General features: G+C 68.6%; 17 protein-coding genes. 13 read left to right on the top strand and 4 right to left on the bottom strand.

What is annotated here, in order from left to right; all coding sequences use genetic code 11:
• Window positions 1–6: 6 nt before the first annotated feature.
• The 8 genes from nuoL (at window position 7) to ACLBWH_RS13390 (ending at window position 8,907) form a co-directional block, all read left to right on the top strand.
• The gene (nuoL, locus tag ACLBWH_RS13425) at window positions 7–2,166 is read left to right on the top strand and encodes an NADH-quinone oxidoreductase subunit L (RefSeq protein ID WP_447799454.1); all 2,160 of its coding nucleotides are present in this window, start codon (window positions 7–9) and stop codon (window positions 2,164–2,166) included.
• Entirely contained in the window at window positions 2,163–3,692 is a 1,530-nt protein-coding gene (locus ACLBWH_RS13420) for an NADH-quinone oxidoreductase subunit M (protein ID WP_322847808.1), read from the top strand. The genes nuoL and ACLBWH_RS13420 overlap by 4 nt, the downstream gene beginning before the upstream one ends.
• On the top strand, window positions 3,692–5,146 hold the full coding sequence (gene nuoN / locus ACLBWH_RS13415) for an NADH-quinone oxidoreductase subunit NuoN (RefSeq protein ID WP_322847809.1): 1,455 nt from the start codon (window positions 3,692–3,694) through the stop codon (window positions 5,144–5,146). The genes ACLBWH_RS13420 and nuoN overlap by 1 nt, the downstream gene beginning before the upstream one ends.
• Window positions 5,143–5,850 carry a biotin--[acetyl-CoA-carboxylase] ligase gene (locus ACLBWH_RS13410; protein ID WP_447799453.1) on the top strand — a complete coding sequence of 236 codons (708 nt, stop codon included), beginning with the start codon at window positions 5,143–5,145 and terminating at the stop codon, window positions 5,848–5,850. Before nuoN ends, ACLBWH_RS13410 begins: the two co-directional genes overlap by 4 nt.
• A gap of 2 nt (window positions 5,851–5,852) precedes the next feature.
• Window positions 5,853–6,635, top strand: a complete 783-nt coding sequence (locus tag ACLBWH_RS13405; protein WP_322847811.1) for a type III pantothenate kinase — start codon at window positions 5,853–5,855, stop codon at window positions 6,633–6,635.
• Between the two features lie 57 nt (window positions 6,636–6,692).
• The gene (locus ACLBWH_RS13400; protein WP_447799452.1) at window positions 6,693–8,348 is read left to right on the top strand and encodes a ribonuclease J; all 1,656 of its coding nucleotides are present in this window, start codon (window positions 6,693–6,695) and stop codon (window positions 8,346–8,348) included.
• 6 nt (window positions 8,349–8,354) lie between these two features.
• Entirely contained in the window at window positions 8,355–8,639 is a 285-nt protein-coding gene (locus tag ACLBWH_RS13395) for a DUF1467 family protein (RefSeq protein ID WP_322847813.1), read from the top strand.
• Window positions 8,640–8,751: 112 nt separating this feature from the next.
• On the top strand, window positions 8,752–8,907 hold the full coding sequence (locus ACLBWH_RS13390; RefSeq protein WP_447799451.1) for a hypothetical protein: 156 nt from the start codon (window positions 8,752–8,754) through the stop codon (window positions 8,905–8,907).
• A gap of 15 nt (window positions 8,908–8,922) precedes the next feature.
• On the opposite strand, the gene ACLBWH_RS13385 is transcribed toward ACLBWH_RS13390, so the two are convergent.
• Window positions 8,923–11,211, bottom strand: a complete 2,289-nt coding sequence (locus ACLBWH_RS13385) for a hypothetical protein (RefSeq protein ID WP_447799450.1) — start codon at window positions 11,209–11,211, stop codon at window positions 8,923–8,925.
• 111 nt (window positions 11,212–11,322) lie between these two features.
• On the opposite strand from ACLBWH_RS13385, the gene ACLBWH_RS13380 reads away from it, so the two are divergent.
• From ACLBWH_RS13380 to ACLBWH_RS13365, 4 genes are all read left to right on the top strand, one after another.
• On the top strand, window positions 11,323–11,613 hold the full coding sequence (locus ACLBWH_RS13380) for an Hpt domain-containing protein (protein WP_322847816.1): 291 nt from the start codon (window positions 11,323–11,325) through the stop codon (window positions 11,611–11,613).
• A 65-nt stretch (window positions 11,614–11,678) separates the two neighbouring features.
• The gene (locus ACLBWH_RS13375) at window positions 11,679–12,860 is read left to right on the top strand and encodes a hypothetical protein (RefSeq protein ID WP_447799449.1); all 1,182 of its coding nucleotides are present in this window, start codon (window positions 11,679–11,681) and stop codon (window positions 12,858–12,860) included.
• A 67-nt stretch (window positions 12,861–12,927) separates the two neighbouring features.
• On the top strand, window positions 12,928–13,995 hold the full coding sequence (locus ACLBWH_RS13370; RefSeq protein ID WP_447799448.1) for a DUF2336 domain-containing protein: 1,068 nt from the start codon (window positions 12,928–12,930) through the stop codon (window positions 13,993–13,995).
• Window positions 13,992–15,335, top strand: a complete 1,344-nt coding sequence (locus ACLBWH_RS13365) for a sensor histidine kinase (protein ID WP_447799447.1) — start codon at window positions 13,992–13,994, stop codon at window positions 15,333–15,335. The genes ACLBWH_RS13370 and ACLBWH_RS13365 overlap by 4 nt, the downstream gene beginning before the upstream one ends.
• A gap of 362 nt (window positions 15,336–15,697) precedes the next feature.
• Here the strand turns inward: ACLBWH_RS13365 and ACLBWH_RS13360 are convergent, their stop codons facing one another.
• The 3 genes from ACLBWH_RS13360 to gltX are packed head-to-tail and all read right to left on the bottom strand — an operon-like array spanning window position 15,698 to window position 18,622.
• Window positions 15,698–15,859, bottom strand: coding sequence for a hypothetical protein (locus ACLBWH_RS13360; RefSeq protein ID WP_322847820.1), 162 nt, complete (start codon window positions 15,857–15,859; stop codon window positions 15,698–15,700).
• A gap of 41 nt (window positions 15,860–15,900) precedes the next feature.
• A complete protein-coding gene (locus ACLBWH_RS13355; RefSeq protein ID WP_322847821.1) occupies window positions 15,901–17,199 on the bottom strand; it encodes a citrate synthase in 1,299 nt (432 codons plus the stop codon).
• A 16-nt stretch (window positions 17,200–17,215) separates the two neighbouring features.
• Window positions 17,216–18,622: a glutamate--tRNA ligase gene (gltX, locus tag ACLBWH_RS13350; RefSeq protein ID WP_447799446.1), complete on the bottom strand. Its 1,407-nt coding sequence runs from the start codon at window positions 18,620–18,622 to the stop codon at window positions 17,216–17,218.
• Window positions 18,623–18,714: 92 nt separating this feature from the next.
• On the opposite strand from gltX, the gene ACLBWH_RS13345 reads away from it, so the two are divergent.
• A complete protein-coding gene (locus ACLBWH_RS13345) occupies window positions 18,715–20,838 on the top strand; it encodes a ComEC/Rec2 family competence protein (protein WP_447799445.1) in 2,124 nt (707 codons plus the stop codon).
• The last annotated feature ends 348 nt before the right edge of the window (window positions 20,839–21,186 follow it).

The raw sequence follows: 21,186 nt of genomic DNA, 5'->3' as shown, positions 1-21,186 counted from the left end.
ATACCGGTGACCTCCATCCTCTTCATCGTGTTCCTGCCGCTGCTGGCGGCGGTGGTCGCCGGCCTCGGCAACAAGGCGATCGGGTTCGTGCCCGCCAAGGCGATCACCACCGGCGCATTGTTCGCCTCGTGCCTGCTGAGCTGGCCGATCTTCCTCGGCTTCCTCGCCGGCACCAACAGCGCGACCGTCGTGCCGGTGCTCAAATGGATCGTCAGCGGCGACATGGCGGTCGACTGGTCGCTGCGCGTCGACCAGCTCACCGCGGTCATGCTGGTGGTGATCACCAGCGTCTCGGCGCTCGTCCACCTCTATAGCTGGGGCTATATGAGCGAGGACCCGGACCAGCCGCGCTTCTTCGCCTATCTGTCGCTGTTCACCTTCGCGATGCTGATGCTCGTCACCGCGGATACGCTGGTTCAGATGTTCTTCGGCTGGGAGGGCGTCGGTCTCGCCTCGTATCTGCTGATCGGCTTCTGGTTCCGCAAACCGTCGGCCAATGCCGCCGCGATCAAGGCGTTCGTCGTCAACCGCGTCGGCGATCTCGGCTTCATGCTCGGCATCTTCGGCACCTTCCTGGTGTTCGGCACCGTTTCGATCCCGGCGATCCTCGCCGCCGCGCCGACGATGGCGGGCTCGACGATCGGCTTCCTCGGCATGCGCGCCGATACAATGACGGTGCTCTGCCTGCTGCTGTTCGTCGGCGCGATGGGCAAGTCGGCGCAGCTCGGCCTGCACACCTGGCTGCCCGACGCGATGGAAGGCCCGACCCCGGTGTCGGCGCTGATCCACGCGGCGACGATGGTCACCGCCGGCGTCTTCATGGTCTGCCGCCTGTCGCCGATGTTCGAAATGTCGCCGACCGCGCTGCACGTCGTGATGACGGTCGGTGCCGCGACCTGCCTGTTCGCCGCGACCGTCGGCATGGTGCAGACCGACATCAAGCGCGTCATCGCTTATTCGACCTGTTCGCAGCTCGGCTACATGTTCTTCGCCGCGGGCGTCGGCGCCTATGGCGCGGCGATGTTCCACCTGTTCACGCACGCGTTCTTCAAGGCGCTGCTGTTCCTCGGTGCCGGTTCGGTGATCCATGCGATGCACCACGAACAGGACATGCGCTATTACGGCGGCCTGCGTAAAAGCATCCCGCTGACCTTCTGGGGCATGATGATGGGGACGCTAGCGATCACCGGCGTCGGCCTGCCGGCGGTGTTCGGCAATCCGCTCGGCATCGGGTTCGCGGGCTTCCATTCGAAGGACGCGATCATCGAGGCCGGCTGGGCGGCGGGCGAGCCCGGTGTGTGGTTCGTCGGCGTGCTCGTCGCGCTGATCACGAGTTTCTATTCGTGGCGCCTGATGTTCCTCACCTTCTGGGGTACGCCGCGCTGGGCCGCGTCGGAGCATATCCAGCACGCGCTGCACGATGCGCACGGCCACGGCCACGACGATCATGCGCACGACGCGCATGGTAACGATGCGCATCACGCCCACGGCCACGACGCGCACCACGCCGACGAGGCGCACGGCAACCCGGCGCAGGCCGAGGACAGCGGCGATCGTCCGTCGACGCACGGCGCGTCGCAGCAGGATCTGCCCGCGGGGACCGGCGGCTATCACCCGCACGAAAGCCCGTGGCCGATGCTGGTGCCGCTCGTCATCCTGTCGATCGGCGCGATCGCGGCGGGCTTCGTCTTCCACCGCTATTTCATCGAACCCGATGCGGGCGAGATGTTCTGGAAGGGCGACATCGCGTTCCGCGAACATCTGATGCACGCGATGCACGAGGTGCCGGTGCCGATCAAATTGTCGGCGACGATCGCGATGCTGCTCGGCCTGTTCACCGCCTGGTACGCCTATATCAAGGCGCCGAGCTTCCCGGCGGCGGTCGCGGACCAGTTCCGCATCCTGTACCGCTTCCTCGTCCACAAATATTATTTCGACGAACTCTATCACCTGATCTTCGTCCGCCCCGCCTTCGCCATCGGCCGTCTGCTGTGGCATCGCGGTGACGAACAGACGATCGACCGGTTCGGGCCGAACGGCTCGGCTTGGGTGGTGCAGCTCTCCAGCCGGCTCGCGGGCCGGCTCCAGAACGGATATGTCTATACCTATGCCTTCGTCATGCTGATCGGTTTGACCGCCGTCGTCACCTGGGCGATCGCACAGTGACCGGGCTGCCCATCCTCTCGATCATGCTGCTGATCCCCGCGCTTGCGGCGATCGCCTGCCTGTTCGTTCCCGCCGCCACCGCCCGCATGCTGGCGCTGGCCGCCACCTTCGTCGATCTGGCGCTCGGCATCCTGCTGTGGGCCAATTACGACATCGGCGGTGCACAATGGCAGTTCGTCGAGCACGGCCCGTCGTTCGGCTTCTTCCGCTGGGACCTCGGCATCGACGGCTTCGCGCTGATGCTGATCATGCTCAGCGTGTTCCTGATGCCGATCTGCATCGGCGCGAGCTGGCGTTCGGTCACCAATCGCGTGCCCGAATATATGGCGGCGTTCCTGCTCACCGAAACGCTGATGATCGGCACCTTCGCGGCGCAGGATCTGTTCCTCTTCTACCTGTTCTTCGAGGCAGGGCTGATCCCGATGTATCTCATCATCGGCATCTGGGGCGGGGCGAACCGCATCTACGCCTCGTACAAATTCTTCCTCTACACCTTGCTCGGCTCGCTGCTGATGCTGATCGCGATGCTCTACATGGCGCAGACCGCCGGTACGTCGAGCATCCCCGCCTTGCAGGCCTATGATTTCCCGGCGCATGTGCAGACCTGGCTGTGGCTCGCCTTCTTCGCCTCGTTCGCGGTGAAGATGCCGATGTGGCCGGTCCACACCTGGCTGCCCGACGCGCACGTGCAGGCGCCGACCGCGGGGTCGGTGATCCTGGCGGGCGTGCTGCTCAAGCTCGGCGGCTACGGCTTCCTGCGCTTCAGCCTGCCGATGTTCCCCGAGGCGTCGGGCCAACTCACCTGGCTGATCTTCGGCCTGTCGGCGGTGGCGGTGATCTACACCTCGCTCGTCGCGCTGGTGCAGTCCGACATGAAGAAGCTGATCGCTTATTCCTCGGTCGCGCATATGGCGATCGTCACCATCGGCCTCTTCGCCTTCAACCGGCAGGGGATTGAGGGCGCGATGATCATGATGCTCAGCCATGGTCTGGTGTCGGGCGCGCTGTTCCTGTGCGTCGGCGTCATCTACGACCGGCTGCACACGCGCGAGATCAGCCGTTACGGCGGCCTGGCGATCAACATGCCGCGCTACGCCTTGTTCTTCCTGTTCTTCACCATGGCGTCGATCGGCCTGCCGGGCACCAGCGGCTTCGTCGCGGAATTCCTGGCGCTGATGGGCACCTATCAGGTGTCGACCTGGATCGCCTTGCTCTGCACGACCAGCATCATCCTCGGCGCGGCCTATATGCTGTACCTCTATCGCCGCGTCGTCTTCGGTGAGATCAAGTCGGACGACGTGCGCGAGATGCAGGATCTGTCGCATCGCGAATTGTGGCTGCTCGCCCCGATCGCCGCCGTCGCCTTGTGGATGGGCGTCTATCCGGAGAGCTTCATGGCGCCGATGCGCAAGGACGTCGGCGTGCTGCTCGCCCGCATCGATCGCGCGACGCCGGTCTCCGATTCCCAGCCGACTGCCGGCAAGCCCCTCGCCACGGCGCCTGCCGCCCACGGAATTGCTCACTGATGGATTACGCCGCCAATCTCGCCATGACCCTGCCCGAGGTGATCCTCGGGGCGGGCGCCATCGTCCTGATGCTGGTGTCCGCCTGGGGCGGATCGGCATCGACGCGTGCCATTTCGTGGACCGCGGTCGCGGTGCTCGCCGGCGCCTGTCTCGCCTTGCTCGGCCCGGCCAGCTACGGCGGGGCGGCGTTCGACGGCCTGTATCGCGCCGACGCCTTCGCCGCCTTCGCCAAGGTGCTGATCTTCATCGCCGCGGCGGTAGGGATCATCATGGCGCCCGATTTCTTCCAGCGGACCCAGGGCGACGACCTGCGGCCGGAATATCCGGTGCTGATCCTGCTCTCCGCGGCGGGCATGGGCCTGATGGTGTCGGCGAGCGACATGCTGACGCTCTATGTCGGCCTCGAATTGCAGAGCCTTGCCGCCTACGTCCTCGCGAGCTTCATGCGTCGCGACACGCGTTCGGCCGAGGCGGGCCTCAAATATTTCGTGCTCGGCGCGCTGGCGAGCGGCATCCTGCTCTACGGCATCAGCCTGGTCTACGGCTTCTCGGGCACCACGTTGTTCAGCGGCATCGCCTCGGCCTATGCGGGTCCGCGGTCGCTCGGGCTGCTGTTCGGACTGGTCTTCGTCTTCGCCGGCATCGCGTTCAAGATTTCGGCGGTACCGTTCCATATGTGGACGCCCGACGTCTACGAGGGCGCGCCGACACCGGTCACCGCCTTCTTCGCGTCGGCGCCCAAGGTGGCGGCGATGGGGCTCGCGGTCCGCGTCGCGGTCGAGGCGATGGGTCCGGCGACCGATCAATGGCGCCAGATCGTGATCTTCGCCGCGCTCGCCTCGATCATCCTCGGTGCGGTGGCGGCGATCGGCCAGACCAACATCAAGCGGCTGCTCGCTTATTCGTCGATCAACAACGTTGGCTTCGCGCTGGTCGGTCTCGCCGCTGGTACGCCGGAAGGCGTGTCGGGCGTGTTGATCTATATGACGATCTATATCGCGATGACGCTGGGTTCGTTCCTGATCGTCCTGCAGATGCGCGACGATGATGGCCAACCCGTCGAAAGCATCGCGGCTTTGTCCGGCATGTCGCGCACCCGCCCGGGACTGGCGGCAGCACTCGCCATCTTCATGTTCAGCCTCGCCGGCATCCCGCCGCTGTTCGGCTTTTATGCGAAGTTTGCGGTGTTCGACGCTGCGGTGCGCGCCGGTCTGTTCCCGCTCGCGGTGATCGGTATCGCCGCCTCGACGATCGGTGCCTATTATTACCTCCGCGTCGTCAAGACGATGTATTTCGACGAGCCGGCGCCAGCCTTCCCCAAGGGCAACAACCCGGTCGAGGGCGGGCTGATCGTACTCACCGCCGCCTTCGTCTCGCCGCTCGGCTATCTCGCGATCCCGCTGCTCGGCGGCTGGACGATGGCCGCCGCCCGCGCGCTGTTCCCGGCGATTTGACGATCCGGACCGTCGCCGAGACGGGCTCGACCAACGCCGACATGCGCCTCCTCGCGCGCCAAGGCGCCGAGGAGGGGCTCTGGCTCCGCGCCGACCGCCAGACCGCGGGCAAGGGGCGCCTCGGCCGCCAATGGGTGTCCGAGCCCGGCAATCTCTACGCCAGCACGCTGGTCCGCCTGCGTCCCGCCGATCCTGCACCTGCGACGCTGGCGCTGGTCGCCGCGGTGGCGCTGCACCGGGCGGTCGGCGTCTTCCTGCCCGACGCGGCGCAGCTCAAATGGCCCAACGACCTGTTGCTCGGCGACGCCAAGCTGTCGGGCATCCTGCTCGAACGCAGCGAGGATGCGGTGGTGGTCGGCATCGGCGTCAACCTGGCGCACCACCCCGATCTTCCCGACCGCGCGACCACCAGCCTCGCCGCCGCCGGCGCAATGGTGACTGCGGAGGCGTTCCTCGACGTGCTCGCCGAAGCGTTCGGCCGCTGGCTGACGGTCTGGCGCGGGCAGGGGCTTGCCGCGATCCGCGACGCCTGGCTCGCCGCGGCGCATCCGGTCGGCACCGCGCTCACCGTCCGGCTGCCCGACGGCGGCAGGCAGGACGGCCTGTTCGACGGGCTCGACGCCGATGGCGCGCTCATCCTGCGCTTGGCGTCGGGCGAACGGCATGTCATTCACGCTGCCGACGTTTTTGTCCTGAAGGATTGACGATGCTGCTCGCGGTGGATGCCGGCAATACCAATGTCGTCTTCGCACTGGTCGAGGGGCGGACGATCAAGGCGCGCTGGCGCATCGCCACCGATCCGCGCCGCACCGCGGACGAATATGCCGTCTGGCTCAGCCAATTGCTCGCGCTCGAAGGCTATGACCGCAGCCAGATCGACGCCGTCATCATCGCCACCGTCGTGCCCCGCGCGCTGCACAATCTCCAGGTGCTGGCGCAGAAGTATTTCCGCAGCGAGGCGCTGATCGCCGGGCGCGCGCCGGTCGAATGGGGCATCGTCCTCGACGTCGACGAGCCGCAGAGCCTCGGCGCCGATCGCGCGGTCAACACGATCGCGGCGCACGCTTTGCACGACGGCGACCTGATCGTGATCGACTTCGGCACCGCGACGACCTTCGACGCGAGCGATTATTCGGGCGCCTACAAGGGCGGGATCATCGCGCCTGGCATCAACCTGTCGCTCGACGCTTTGGTCAGCGCCGCCGCCAAGCTGCCGCGCATCGCGATCGAGGCGCCCAAGAACAACGGCAGCGTGATCGGCCGCAACACCGTCGATCAGATGAACATCGGCATCTATTGGGGCTATATCGCGATGATCGAAGGGCTGGTCGGACGGATGAAGGCGGAGATCGGCCGCCCGGTCAAGGTGATCGCCACCGGCGGCCTTGCCACGCTGTTCGAACAGCATACCGACGTGTTCGACGTCATCGAGCCGGACCTGACGATACAGGGGCTGGCGATCATGTACCAAAACGCCCATATTGGCTGAGACGCGCTCGCGCCATCCATCGGCCCGCCGGGCGCTCCATTTCTTTGAAAGACCTAAATGACTCCCAAGACCAACGAACTTCTCTTCTGTGCTCTCGGCGGCTCCGGCGAGATCGGCATGAACGTCAATCTCTATGGCCACGCCGGCAAATGGCTGATGGTCGATTGCGGCGTGACCTTCGCCGATGCGGCCTATCCCGGCATCGACCTCGTCCTGCCCGACCTGTCGTTCATCGAGGATCGCATCGACGATCTGGTCGGCATCGTGCTGACCCACGGGCATGAGGATCATATCGGCGCGCTGCCGTATCTCGCCGAAGACCTCGGCGTGCCGCTCTACGCGACGCCGTTCACCGCCGGACTGATCCGCGGCAAGCTGGAGGAAGAGGGCAACGCCAATCGCGTCAAGCTGCGCGTTATCCAGCCGGGCAAGGACGGCGGCATCGCCGGCGTGCAGATCGGGCCGTTCGGCGTCAGCTTCATCGAGCTGTCGCACTCGATCCCCGAACCCAATGCGCTCGTCATCGAGACCAAGGCGGGCCGCGTCTTCCACACCGGCGACTGGAAGCTCGATCCCACCCCGGTGATCGGCAAGCCGACCAGCCCGGAACAGCTCAGCCGCATCGGCGATGCCGGCGTCGACGTGCTCGTCTGCGATTCGACCAACGTCTTCAACAAGGACGCATCCGGGTCGGAGGCATCGGTGCGGGTCGGTCTCGCCGAACAGGTCGCCAAGGCCAAGGGCCGGGTGCTCGTCACCACCTTCGCCTCGAATGCGGCGCGGCTGCACACGCTGGGGCAGGTCGCCCGCGAGACCGGACGCAAATTGTGCGTCACCGGCCGCTCGCTCGACCGGATCCTCAAGGTCGCACGCGCGACCGGCTATCTCGGCGACTTCCCCGAGACGGTCGATCCCGAGACAGCGATGCGCCTGCCCAAGAACAAGGTGCTGATCGTCGCCACCGGCGGCCAGGGCGAGCCGCGCGCCGCGCTGGCCCGCGTCGCCGACGGATCGCATACGATCAAGCTCGACCTCGGCGATACGGTGATCTTCTCGTCCAAGCAGATCCCCGGCAACGAGGTGGCGATCGGCAAGATCCAGAACACGCTCGCCGGCAAGGGCGTGGTGATGATCACCGAGCGTCAGGCGCACGTCCACGTCTCCGGTCACCCCGGCCGCCCCGAGCTGGCGCAGATGTACAAGTGGATCCGCCCCGAGGTGCTGATCCCCGTGCACGGCGAAATGCGCCACATGATGGAGCATGCCCGTTTCGCGCTGAGCGAAGGCGTGCCGCAGTCGATCGTGCAGAGCGACGGCGACATCCTGCGGCTGCTGCCGGGCAAGGTCGAGAAGATCGGCAATGCCGGCGTCGGCCGGCTGGTGCTCGACGGCGACGTGATCCTGCCGGCGGACGGATCGACGATCAACGAGCGGCGCCGGTTGGCGATCAACGGCCAGATTTCGGTCGCGGTCGCGATCGGTCGCGACGGGCGGGCGCTCGGCCGGCCGCAGATCCGAGTCCAGGGCGTGCCGGTCGAAGAGGACCGTGCCGCCTTCGTCGAGGATGCCGCCGAGGCGGCGTTCGAGGCGATGAAGGGGCAGAAGCGCGAGATCGATCGTCGCCGCGAGGACATCCGGCTGGCCGTACGCCGCGTCGCGACGCGCTGGACCGGCAAGAAGCCGATCGTCGACGTGCTGATCGTCGAGGCCTGATCCTCGATGCGCTGGACGTCGGTACTCGCGATCTACGTCCTGTTCTGGGCGTTCTCGGTATTCCTGGTCCTGCCTTGGGGCGTCCGCACGACGCGCGAGGCGGGGGGCGACTATGTCGCCGGCCAGGCCGAGAGCGCCCCGCACGAGTTTCAACTGGGCCGGCTGGCGATCCGCGTGACGATCGTCGCGACCTTGCTGTTCGGCCTGTTCTTCGCCAATTACCGCTTCGGCTGGGTCACGCCGCAGATGCTCGACCTCTTCAACCGCGAGGCGGTCTATAACGCGGTGTGAGCGGCCGAGATGACGTCGATGTCACCCGGACGCCAGCTTTCCACGACCATCATCTGATATTGCCTGCGAAGAGGGCGGCCGATGGGGTCGCCCGATCGTGGAAGGCGTGCGCGTGAACCTGACCTGCCTTCAGACGCTCGATCTGCTGACCCGCGCGCTCGACCTGATGGACGAGGAGGGTCGCGACCATATCGCCGCGCGCATCGCGATGGCGATCGACGATCTCACCGACGATCGATCCTCTCCGGAGCGTACGACGATCAACTGATCGCCGTGCCCGATCCTAGCGCAGCCGTTCGATCGCCTGCGCCAGGGCGACGTACAATTTGCCCATGTCGGACGACAGCAACGTCACGCTGAGCGGCGAGCCGTCGCGCTGGGCGAGGATGTTACGCAACATGCTCTCGAAATCGTGGATGTAGCGATTGACCGCCTCGCGGAACGTCTCGTCGTCGTCGTACAGCCGGGCGATATCGCGGGCGTCGGTGGGGTCGAGCACGCGGACGGCGCGGCGGGTGAAGACACCGCGGTCGCCCTTGAGATAGGCCGCCCAGGCGCTGTCCGAGATTTCGGGCGCGAACGCCTTGGTGATGTCGATCGAGGCCGAGTGGAGCGATTCGATCAGCAGCGATGCGCGACGGGCGAAGGTGTCGTGTTCCGCCTCGTCGCGTTCGCTACGCGCCTGATCGATCTTCGTTTCGACCAGCGCGGTCTGTTCGAGGATCTGGCGGACCTGCGCGGAGAGCCGTTCGGTCGCGCGGGTAGCGGCCTCGACCGCTTCGCCGGTCGCATCGGCGATGGCGCGGACCTGACGCTCGACGGTATCGCCGGTGGCGCGGCGCATCGCGTCGGCGCTCGCCTGCTCCCATTGCGCGGCGGCATCGGGAATGACGGTCGACAGCGTCTCGCGGGCCTTGTCGGCGGCGACCGTCGCGGTCTCGCGGACGCGGAGCAAGGCGTCGACCAGCCGCGGCGCGGCGTCCTCGGCGAAGCGGTGCGTGCGCTCGATCGTCTCGTCGACCATCATGCCGAGCGCATCCGCCTTGGCGCGCCCCTCGCTGAGCGTCTGGAGCAAGGTGCCCGAGAGCTGATCCAGCGTGCCGCTCTGTTCGGAGATGACGCCGGCGATCGCCTCGATCGCCTCGTGCGTGCTTTCCGCGGCAGCGACGAGCGCCAGCAGTTCGGGCTTGGCGGCGACGACGACCTGCTTGCTGGCGAGGACCTTGGTATCGAGGCGGGCAAGCGCCTCGGGCAGCGTCTCGTCGATCTCGCGCGCCGCGGCATCGAGCGCGATCAGCAGCGATTCGGTGGTGGTGATCGTCCGGGATGCCATCGTGTCGCCGGCGCGCAACGCCTCGGTCATCGCATCGGCGGAGCCGCCGAGCGCGCTGATCGACGCGGCGAGCATCTGCGATCGTTCGACGCCGTGGACGTGCAGCTGATCGAGACGCGTTTCGACCTGCCCGATGCTGCCGTCGAGCCCGGCGAGCAATTCTTCGCTCGCCATCCGCTGGTCGTGCAGCCGCAGGGTGACGCGATCGATCACGTCCTCCAGCCCCGCGACCCGATCGGTGAGCGCGTCGACGCTGTCGCGCGCGGCGCTGTCGAGCGCGGCCTGGTTGACGCGCAGCATCGCCAGCATCGCCTCGCCCTGGACGGCGATGCCCTTGCGCGCCTCGTCCACTGCATCGGCGGTACGGTCGAGCAGACCGTCGACCGCACCCGACATGCTGCCGGTGACGGCTTCGAGCCGCGCGCTCGCGGTTTCGCTGGTCGCCTCCATGCGGGCGATATGCGCGGCGAGCTTCTGCGCCGCGCTGCCCGTGACGTGCTCCGCCTCGCGGCCGCGCTCGGCGAGCGCGGTGAGCTGCGCCGACAGCGCCGCGGCATGTTCGCTCGCGGCAAGTCCGGTGTCGTCGAGCAGATGCTGGATATCCACGACATCGGCCTGCGCGCGCGGCAGGGAGGCGAGCAGCACGCCGAGGCTCTGCTGCGCATCGGTGGCGGCTTGAGAGAGGGCGTAGGCGTGGGCCTCCGCTTGGTCGATTTGCTGGGCCATGCCGCGGCTGACCGATGTGAGGCGTTCGCTGGCGGTGTCGCCCATGGTTTTGAGTGTCGCGACCTGTTCGGCGAGCTGGCGGCGGTTGCCGTCGAGCGCGTGCGAAAGCATCGCGACGGTGCGCTCGAGCCCGGCGGCCTCGGCACGCATCGCCGCGGCGGTGGCGCCGAACCGCCGCGCCTCGCGCCGGCTGGTCCGCATCGCGAGAAGGTAGACGATGCCGATCAGCACCGGCACGACCGCGAGCGCGGCGATGAACTGGACGAGGTCGACGGGCAGCAGGAACGGCAGCTGATCGCGCGCCAGCCACAGCATGCCGCCCAGCCAGAGCAGCGACACCGCGATCGCGAGCACCGGTCCCAGCCAGGCGAAGCGGGGCGCCTCCGGCTCGGCCGCGTCCGCCCAGGGGAGCGGCTCGGTCTGCCAATCGCTATCGTTTTCCGCCATATAGCCGCCGATCCGATCGTGCTCACCAGAGGCGTAAGCGTCGCTGGTGGCGCTGTCTGCCCGCATGTCGATGATCATGGAACCCCCGTTCTTCGCTGGCGAACCTACCCGTGTTCGCCCCCCTCATAAAGCAAAACCGCAACACTTGGTTAAGCAGAGCGGCGCTACACGATGACGATGGCTTATGATCCAGGTGCGATCGATGCGGCGCTGGCCGCGGCGGTGGGTGACGAACCGGCGTTGATCGCCGAGTTGCGGATGGCGTTCGTCGAGAGCGCGCAGCGCGGCTTGGCGGCGCTGGAGGCGGCGCACGACGACGAGGAATGGCGCGGTGCGGCGGCGCGGCTGAAGGGGCTGGCGGCCAGTTTCGGCGCGGTGCGGCTGATGGCCCTCGCGACGCAGGCGGCCGAACTGCCGCACGATGCGGCGCTGCTCGCCAAGCTGCGGCGGTCGATCGACCGACTCTGACGCCGGGCGCGACAAAGCGCGCGTGGCTCTAGGCACGAGCGGCATCACCGCCTAACAGCGGCCGGATGCTCGCCGGCCTTCTCTTCGCCATGCACGACGCGGACGATCGGCCCGCGATGCTGACCGCGACGCTGCCGTTCGGCGGCGTGACGCTCATCGAATATCAGGCGCGGCTGCTGATCGCGGCGGGAGCGTCGCAGATCGTGATCCTCGTCGCGCGCCTGACGCCCGAGCTGCTCGGCGCGATCAGCCGGATCGGCAAGCGCGGCGTCGCGGTCGATACCGTGCGCACCGCGGCCGAGGCGGCGGAGAAGCTGCACCCGCTGGCCCGCGTGCTGATGCTCGCCGACGGCCTGACGACGACGACCGAGACTCTGGCGGTAATGGCGCGGGACGGCGGCGACGCCTTGCTGGTGATGCCCGAGGAGCAGGCGACGCTCGGCTACGAGCGGGTCGGCAGCGGCATGGTATGGGCGGGCGTCGCGCGGCTCGATCCGCGCCGGGTCGCGGAGCTCGCCGCGATGCCGCGCGATTACGACGTCCAGTCGACGCTCGTCCGCCTCGCCTCGCAGGCGCATGCGGTGCACCTGTTGCTGCCGCAGGAGGCGATCCGCGGCGGCCATGGCGTCGGCCATGCGGCGGCCGCGCTGGAAGCGCGCGGGCGGACGGTGCTCGCGGCGATGATCTCCGGCCGGAGCGGCTGGTTCGAGCGATTCGTCACCGCACCGCTGGCACGTACCGTGATCCCCTTGCTCGTCCCGCGTGCGGTCCCGGCGACGGCGGTGGCGGCGGGGGCCGGCGTCGTCGGGCTGCTGGGGCTGACACTGGTCGCCATCGTCTATCCGGGGTCGGGTCTGCTGCTGACCCTGCTCGGTACGCTCGGCCTGTCGCTCGCCGCGACGCTGGCGGACCTGCGTGACGAGCCTGCGGTCGAGCGCTGGTTGCAGGGGCTGGCCGGTGGCCTGCCGGCGCTGGCGGTGCTGGTATATGGTCGACAGGCGGCGCAGGTGCAGGCGGACGGCGCGCCGGAGATACTGGCGATCGGCCTCGTCCTGCTCGCGGTGCTCGGCGAACGTGCGCTCGGCCGCCGGCCGCGGCGGACGTGGTGGGGCAGCGCACCCGCTTATCTGATGCTCGTCTGGTTCGGCGCGATCGTCGCCGCGCCGGTCGCCGGGCTCGGCCTCGCCACCGTATACGCCTGCGCCACCTTGACCGCTGCAATCGAACGATTGCGGCGTCAGCCTTAGCGCTGTCTTAATGATAGAGAGGTAGCGTCAGGCCATGGCGGTCGGACCGGAACAGACGGAGCGGGATGTGCTCGACACCCGTATCAATGCAGCGCGCCGGCTCGCCGCGCGCGCGGACGCGCGCCTGACGGGAGCGATCACGGACTTCTTCCTCGCAGAAGAGGCGCGACTCGACGAGCAAACGCGGCTGACCCTCGGCCGGGTGCTGAGCGGCGTCGTGCAGGGTATCGAGCTCGAGATTCGCCGCCACGCGGCACGCATGCTGACCGGACGGGGCGCCGAAGCGCGGGCCGAGCAATTGCTTACCGGACATGACGACGTGGTGCGGCGGCTGTCGCGCGCCGGCCTGTTGCGCGACCGGCTGCTGATCGACGAATTGCTGGCACAGGTCCGCTGCGATCTGATCGCCGCGCGCCTTGCGCCCAGTGCGGCGACCCCCGAGCAGGCGAGCCTGCTGGTCCGCCTCGCCGAGGTCGACGACGGCGTCGTCGCCGCGGCGGCGCGCGCGCTGCTGTCGGCGGAGACGCGGCGACGCGCGGCCGCGGAGCAGGGCGGCGTGGTGACCGGTATCCTGCCCGCCGAACGGCATCATCAATTGGTCTGGTGGGTCGCGGCGGCGATCCGCGAGGCGCAAGTCGCGGCCGGCGGCGAGGACGGCGGCGTCGATCGCGCGATCGTCGAGGCGGCGCAACGCAATCTCGCCGCGCATGACGAGGGGCAGCGGCCCGAGGCTGCCGCGGTGCGGCTGGCGGCGGCGATCGACGCGCGCCCGCACGAGGTCGGCGAATTGCTGATCGAGACGCTGGGGGACCGGCGGCTGCTATTGTTCATCGCGGTGCTCGGCCGTGCGGTCGATCTCGACTTCGAGGGCGCGCGGACGATCGTCCTTGAGCCGGAGGGCGACCGCCTGTGGCTGGCGTTGCGTGCGGCGGGACTGGACCGCGCGGCGATCGCACGGATCGCTTTGGCCCTGGCGGATGCCGACCCGCGCCGCGACATCGAGGCGTTCGCCGACGATCTCGACGTGATCGTCGCGGTGTCCGCGGAGGCGGCGCGGTCAGCGCTGGCGCCGTTGACGCTGCACCACGATCTGCGGCTGGCGATCGCGGCGCTGACCCGCGAGGCCATGCGATGAGGGTCGACAGCATTCCCGACATGCCGGTGAGCCACGCGTCGCTCGACGGCGAGGGGCGGTTGATCGCCGCCGATCCGGCGCTGACGGCGCTCAACGATCAGGCGGGGGGCGCAATCGGCGCGGCGCTGGCGATCCCGCAACTGGCGACGGTGGTGCGGCTCGCGCGGCGACTCGGCATCCTGGTGTCGCGATCGGTGACCGTCGCCGATCAGGACGCCGACCTCGAACTCTGGGTGCGGGTGCAGCCGGAGGGCGAGGGGGTGCGCATGTCGGTGAGCGGGTGGCGCGGGTTGCGGCCGCAGCCCGTCGCCGAACGGCCGCTGGCGACGGTGATCGAGGATGGCGCGATGTCGTGGGAGACCGATGCGGGCCTGCGGCTGACCTTCGTCTCGATCGATCCGGCGCGGCGGCTGGGGCTCGACGCGCTGGCGCTGCTCGGCCAGCCGCTGACCGCGCTGTTCACGCTCGATGCGACCGAAAGCGGCGCCCTGCCGATCCTCGAGGCGGTGGCGCGGCGGCGGCCGTTCGACGAGCAGCGCGCGCGGCTGCGCAGCGGCGACACGCGCATGCTGTTGACCGCGACGGTCAAGGAGGATGCCGCGGGCGATTTCGCCGGGCTTGCCGGGGTGGCGCGCATCGCCGAGGCGGCGCCCGCTCCCGTCGAGGCGACGATCTCGACCGACTTTACCGAGGGGCTCGATCGCGCGTTGCGGTCGCCGCTCGCACGGATTATCGCGCACGCCGATACGATCCACGCCGAGGCGGAAGGGCCGGTGCAGCGCGACTATGTCGATTATGCATCGGATATCGCCAATGCCGGCCGCCATCTGCTCGGGCTGGTCGACGACCTCGTCGATCTGCAGGCGGTCGAGCGTGCCGATTTCACGCTGGAGACCGAGGCGATCGACCTTGCCGACGTCGCCCGCCGCGCGGCCGGTTTGCTGTCGGTACGCGCCGCCAATGCCGGGGTGGCGATAGCGCGGCCGTTGCCGGACCTGCGCGTGCCGGTGTCGGGCGATTTCCGCAGGGCGTTGCAGATCATGGTCAATCTGATCGGCAATGCGCTGCGCTATTCTGCCGAGGGCGGCGTGGTCAGCGTCACCGTCAGCCGCAATGGCGATATGGCCGAGGCCATCGTCGCCGATCAGGGCAAGGGCATCGCACCGGAGGATCAGGCGCGGATCTTCGAGAAATTCGAACGCGTCGATCCGAGCGAGGCGGGCGGCAACGGCCTCGGCCTCTACATCGCGCGCCGGCTGGCGCGTGCGATGGGGGGCGATCTCGGCGTGGAGAGCGTCGCCGGGGAGGGCGCGCGATTCACGCTGTCGCTGCCGGTTTAGGGCGTATTGGGGATCTTTCCCGCTGGGGCGAGGCAATCGCATATGGCCGTTGGAGCGTGGCAACGGCTCCTACATCCCCGTCATGCCGGACTCAATCCGGCACCCCGCTTCTTCGCACCGTCCGAAGAAGCGGGACCCCGGCGCAAAGTCGGGGTGACGGGGGAGGTTTTGAAATCGGCGGAACCATACGCGATAGTTCTCCCCCGCCAGGGGGAGGTGGCGCGGCGAAGCCGTGACGGAGGGGGAGGAAAGGGTGGAAGCCCGCTCGTGAAGCTTCCGCCTTTTCCTCCCCCACCACCATTCGGCTGGCGCCGAACGGTCCCCCTCCCCCTGGCGGGGGAGGAATTAGGCGATCGACACTTCTACCGCCGCATCCGCCGCGTCACTAGGATCAGCAGTAGCCCCGCGACCGCGAGCGCGACGCCGCGGTCGGCCCAGGGGCGCTGGTCGAGCATGAAGCTCGATTCGGGCCAGTGGATGTAGCCCAGGCCCTGGCCGATCCACAGTAGCCCCATCAGCGCCATGAGGACGCCGATGGAGAGGAGGACCGGCCGGGCGCGGCGCATCAGCGCTGGTCCACCGGGACGTAGCTACGCTGCGTCGGGCCGGTGTAGAGCTGGCGCGGACGGCCGATCTTCTGGTCGGGATCGGTGATCATCTCGTTCCACTGCGCGACCCAGCCAACGGTGCGGGCGAGCGCGAAGAGGACAGTGAACATCGACGTCGGGAAGCCGATCGCCGACAGGATCACGCCCGAATAGAAATCAACGTTCGGGAACAGCTTCTTCTCGATGAAGTAATCGTCGCTGAGCGCCAGCTCCTCGAGCCGCAGCGCGGTGTCGAACAGCGGATCGTTGACCTTGAGCGCGTCGAACACCTCGCGCACCGTCTTTTGCATCACCGTCGCGCGCGGATCGTAGTTCTTGTACACGCGATGTCCGAAGCCCATCAGGCGGAACGGATCGTTCTTGTCCTTGGCGCGGGCGATGAACTCCGGGATACGCTCGGGCGTGCCGATCTCGCGCAGCATGTTGAGCGCCGCCTCGTTGGCGCCGCCATGCGCGGGACCCCACAGGCAGGCGATGCCCGCCGCCATGCACGCAAACGGATTGGCCCCCGACGAGCCGGCGAGACGCACGGTCGAGGTCGAGGCATTCTGCTCGTGATCGGCGTGGAGGATGAAGATGCGATCCATCGCCTTCTCGACCGCCGGATTGACCTCATAGGGCTCGGCGGGCACGCCGAAGGTCATGCGCAGGAAGTTGCCGGTGTAGCTGAGCGAATTGTCCGGATACAGGAACGGCTGGCCGACGCTGTACTTGTACGCCATCGCGGCGATCGTCGGCATCTTGGCGATCAGGCGGTGGCTGGCGATCGTACGCTGCACCGGATCGTGGATGTCGGTCGAATCGTGGTAGAAGGCCGACAGCGCGCCGACGACGCCGCACAGGATCGCCATCGGATGCGCATCGCGACGGAAGCCGCGGAAGAAGGTCGCGAGCTGCTCGTGCACCATCGTGTGGCGCGTGATCGTATGGTTGAACTGGTCGAGCTCGCCCTGGTCGGGCAGCTCGCCGTTGAGCAGCAGATAGGCGACCTCCATGAAGCTGGAGCTTTCCGCCAGTTCGCCGATCGGATAGCCGCGGTGCAGCAAAACGCCTTCGTCACCGTCGATATAGGTCAGCTTCGACTGGCACGACGCCGTCGAGGTGAAGCCGGGGTCATAAGTGAAGTCGCCGGTCTGGGCGTAGAATTTGCGGATGTCGACGACATCCGGGCCGACCGTGCCGGACATGACCGGATAGTCGAACTCCTTGCCGTCCACGGAAACTTTGGCCGGGGATGTCGGGGCGGCGTCGGTCATGTCGTTGTCCTTCCTATCAGACTGCCATTCGGTCCGCGATTCGGCCGAGGCTTTCCTCTTTGCCGAGAAGCGCGAGCACGTCGAAGATGCCGGGCGATGTCTTGCGCCCGGTGAGAGCGGCGCGGAGCGGCTGGGCGACCTGCCCGAGCTTGACGCCCTGGGCCTCGGCGACCTGCCGTACCGCTGCTTCGAGAGCCTCCTGATCCCACTGCTGCACCGCGTCAAGCGCAGCGTGCAGCGCAGCGAGAAGCTGGGGTGCGGTGCCACCGAGCAGGTCCGAAGCTGCCTGATCGAGGTCGAGCGGGCGCTGCGCGAACAGGAAGCGCGCACCCTCGCTCAATTCGTTGAGGTTGGCGGCGCGGGCTTTCAGCACCGGCATCGCGCGGGTCAGCAGATCAATGTCGTCGTAGCCGCCGATCGGCGCGATCAGCGCGGCGAGACGCGCGTCGTCGGCGGCGCGGATGTAATGGCCGTTGAGGTTCTCGAGCTTCTTGAGGTCAAAGCGCGACGGGCTTTTGCCGACGCCGCCGAGGTCGAACCATTCGGTCGCCTGGTGGCGGCTGATGATCTCGTCGTCGCCATGGCCCCAGCCGAGCCGGAGCAGGTAATTGTCGAACGCTTCGGGCAGAATGCCGAGTTCGTCGCGATACGCCTCGATGCCGACCGCGCCGTGGCGCTTGGACAGCTTCGCGCCGTCGGTGCCGTGGATCAGCGGGATATGCGCATAGACCGGCTCGGGCCATCCGTTCGCCTTGTAGATCGGCAGCTGGCGGAAGGCGTTGTTGAGATGGTCGTCACCGCGGATGACGTGCGTCACGCCCATGTCATGGTCGTCGACCACCACCGCGAGCATATACGTCGGCGTCCCGTCGGAGCGCAGGAGGATGAGATCGTCGAGTTCGGCATTCTGGACGGTCACCGAACCCTGGACGCGGTCCTCGATCGTCGTCGCGCCCTCGCGCGGCGCCTTGAGGCGGACGACGAAGGGCTGGCCTGCCGGCGCGGTCGCCGGATCGGTGTCGCGCCACGGCGAGCGGATGCGCAGCGGCATCTTCGCCGCCTGCGCCGCCTCGCGTTGCGCGGCGATCTCCTCGGCGGTCATGTAGCAGCGGTAGGCGTGGCCGTTGGTCACCATTTGGTGCGCGACCTCGGCATGGCGGTCGGCGCGGGCGAACTGGAAGACGGCATCGCCGTCCCAGTCGAGGCCGAGCCATCTGAGCCCGCCGAGGATCGCGTCGATCGCCGGCTGGGTGGAGCGGGCGCGATCGGTATCCTCGATCCGCAGCAGGAATTTGCCGCCGTGATGGCGCGCGAAGAGCCAGTTGAACAACGCGGTGCGCGCACCGCCGAGATGCAGATAGCCGGTCGGCGACGGCGCGAAGCGCGTGACGATCGTCGCAGGATTATCGTTGGTGGCGCTCAACCGCGCTTGCTCCCGAGGTTCGTGACGTGACGGCCGGATCGGCCGCGGCCGGCCCTAGCACGCGGCTTCTGCCCCTTCAAATGCCCCGACCCATGGATCGGTTGCGCGCCGGTATCGAAGAATGGCTGGAGGCCGAACGCGATCAACTGGTGCTGTGGCTGCCGGTGGCGTTCGGCGGCGGCATCGCCGCGTGGTTCGTGCTGCCCGATCCGCGGGCGTGGACGACGACGCTGCTGCTGTGCGCGGCGCTGGCGTTCGCTGCGGCCGGGCTGGCGCGTGGCGGCCGGGCCGCGCGGGTGGTGGCGCTCGGCGCGATCGCCACCGCCGCCGGGTTGGCGTTGGTCTGGTGGCGGGCGGAGCGGGTCGCCGAACCGGTGCTGGCGCGCCCCGTCGTGGCGGCGATGCGCGGCAGCGTCGAGCGGGCCGAGCCGTTGACCGCGCGCGGACTGATGCGGCTGACGATCCGCAGCGATGCCGGCCAGGGGCTGCCATCCCGGCTGCGCGTCAACCTCGCGGTGGCGGACGTACCGGCGGGATTGGGGGCGGGCGCCGTCGTCCGGCTGCGCGCGCGGCTGATGCCGCCGCCCGCAGCCGCGGTGCCCGGCGCCTATGATTTCGCACAGGTGGCATGGTTCGCGGGCATCGGCGCGACCGGGCGCGGCTTCGCGCCGGTGACGGTGATCCGACCCGCCCCGGCCGGCGGCGGCCTGCGTGCGCGGCTGACCGATCATATCACCGCAAGGCTGGACGGCAGCCGCGGCGGCATCGCAGCGGCGCTTGCGACCGGCGACGAGGGCGCGATCACCCCGGACGATTCGGAGGCGATGCGTCGCGCGGGCCTCGCGCATCTGTTGTCGGTGAGCGGGTTGCACATCACCGCGGCGGTCGGCGCGACGATGTTGCTGGTGATGCGGCTGCTCGCCTTGTGGCCGTGGCTGGCGATCCGCGTCCGGTTGCCCTTGGTCGCGGCGGCGGCGGGCGCGCTGGCGGCGATCGGCTATACGTGGCTCACCGGCAGCCAGGTGCCGACGATCCGCTCCTGCGTCGCATCGCTGCTGGTGCTGGGGGCGCTGGTGCTCGGCCGTGAGGCGGTGACGTTGCGGCTGGTCGCCGCGGGGGCGATGACGGTGCTGCTCGCCTGGCCGGAGGCACTGACGGGCGCGAGTTTCCAGCTGTCGTTCGCGGCGATCGCGGCGATCGTCGCGCTGCACGAGCATCCGCGGGTCGAATCGTGGTTCGCGCCGCGCGAGGAGGGGCGGTTGCCGCGCGTGCTGCGGTCGTTGGCGTCGCTGCTGCTCACCGGGCTGGTCGTCGAGGCGGCGCTGATGCCGATCGCGGTCTATCATTTCCACAAGGCGGGCCTCTATGGCGCGGCGGCGAACATCGTCGCGATCCCGCTCACCACCTTCGTGGTGATGCCGCTGGAGGCGCTGGCCCTGCTGCTCGACGCCGCGGGCTGCGGCGGGCCCTTGTGGTGGGCGACCGACATCGCCCTGCGCCTGTTGCTGATCCTCGCCCATGCCGTCGCCGCGGCGCCGGGATCGTCGCTCGCCCTGCCGTCAATGCCGGCGGCGGCCTTCGCGCTGATGGTGGCGGGCGGATTGTGGCTGGCCTTGTGGCGGACGCGGTGGCGGCGGCTGGGCGTCGTGCCGCTCGTCATCGGCGCGAGCTGGACGTGGCTGACGCCCGCACCCGACCTGCTGGTGACGGGCGACGGGCGGCATATGGCGGTGCGCGTCGGTGGCGGGCTGGCGCTGCTGCGCGACCGGGCCGGGGATTATACGCGCGACATGCTCGCCGAAAACGGCGGCGCCGACGCGGCGATGCTGCTCGTCGAGCAGGCGGCGGCACGGTGTACGCGCGATGCCTGTGCGGTCGATGTGGATGCGGGTGGCCGTCGCTGGCGGGTGCTGGCGACGCGCAGCCTTTATCCGGTCGATCGCGACGATCTGGCGACGGCCTGTGCGCGGGCGGATGTGGTGGTGAGCGAACGCCGCCTGCCGCGGGCATGCCGGCCGCGCTGGCTCAGGCTGGATGCGCCGATGCTGCGGCGGACCGGCGGGGTCGCGGTGACCTTTGCGGACGGAGGGGTGTGGACGGTGCGGCGCGACGGGGATGCGCATCCGTGGTTCGCTGCGGCGCGGGTGATGCCGGCGGTGACGGGCGCCCTCCGCAGACGGTTTCGTCGCGGTGGGAATGCTGGCGGGGGGAGGTGACTTCTCTGGTCACCGGAACGTGGTGCGGTGGTGAGGGGATGTTGTGGTCACCGCGGCCTGCGGACGTCGAGCCAGGCGGTATTTTCGAGCGGGGGCAATAGGCGGGATCGACATTCATCGTCGTAGAGAAATCCTCCCCCGCCAGGGGGAGGTGGCATGCCGCAGGCATGACGGAGGGGGCGGTAAGCGACACGTCTTTTCCGTGTCCTCCCCCTCCGTCACGGCTCCGTCACGGCTTCGCCGCGACGGCTCCGTCACGGCTTCGCCGCGCCACAGTGCCGGGTCGGTCATGCCCCCGGCATGACCTTGAACGGCCGGGGGCCGTTCAACCCGGCACTCCCTGGCGGG

This window comes from Sphingomonas sp. M6A6_1c (assembly GCF_053345135.1).
Note: the sequence above shows the minus strand (reverse complement) of the source record. Positions and strands in the feature narration are given on the sequence as shown.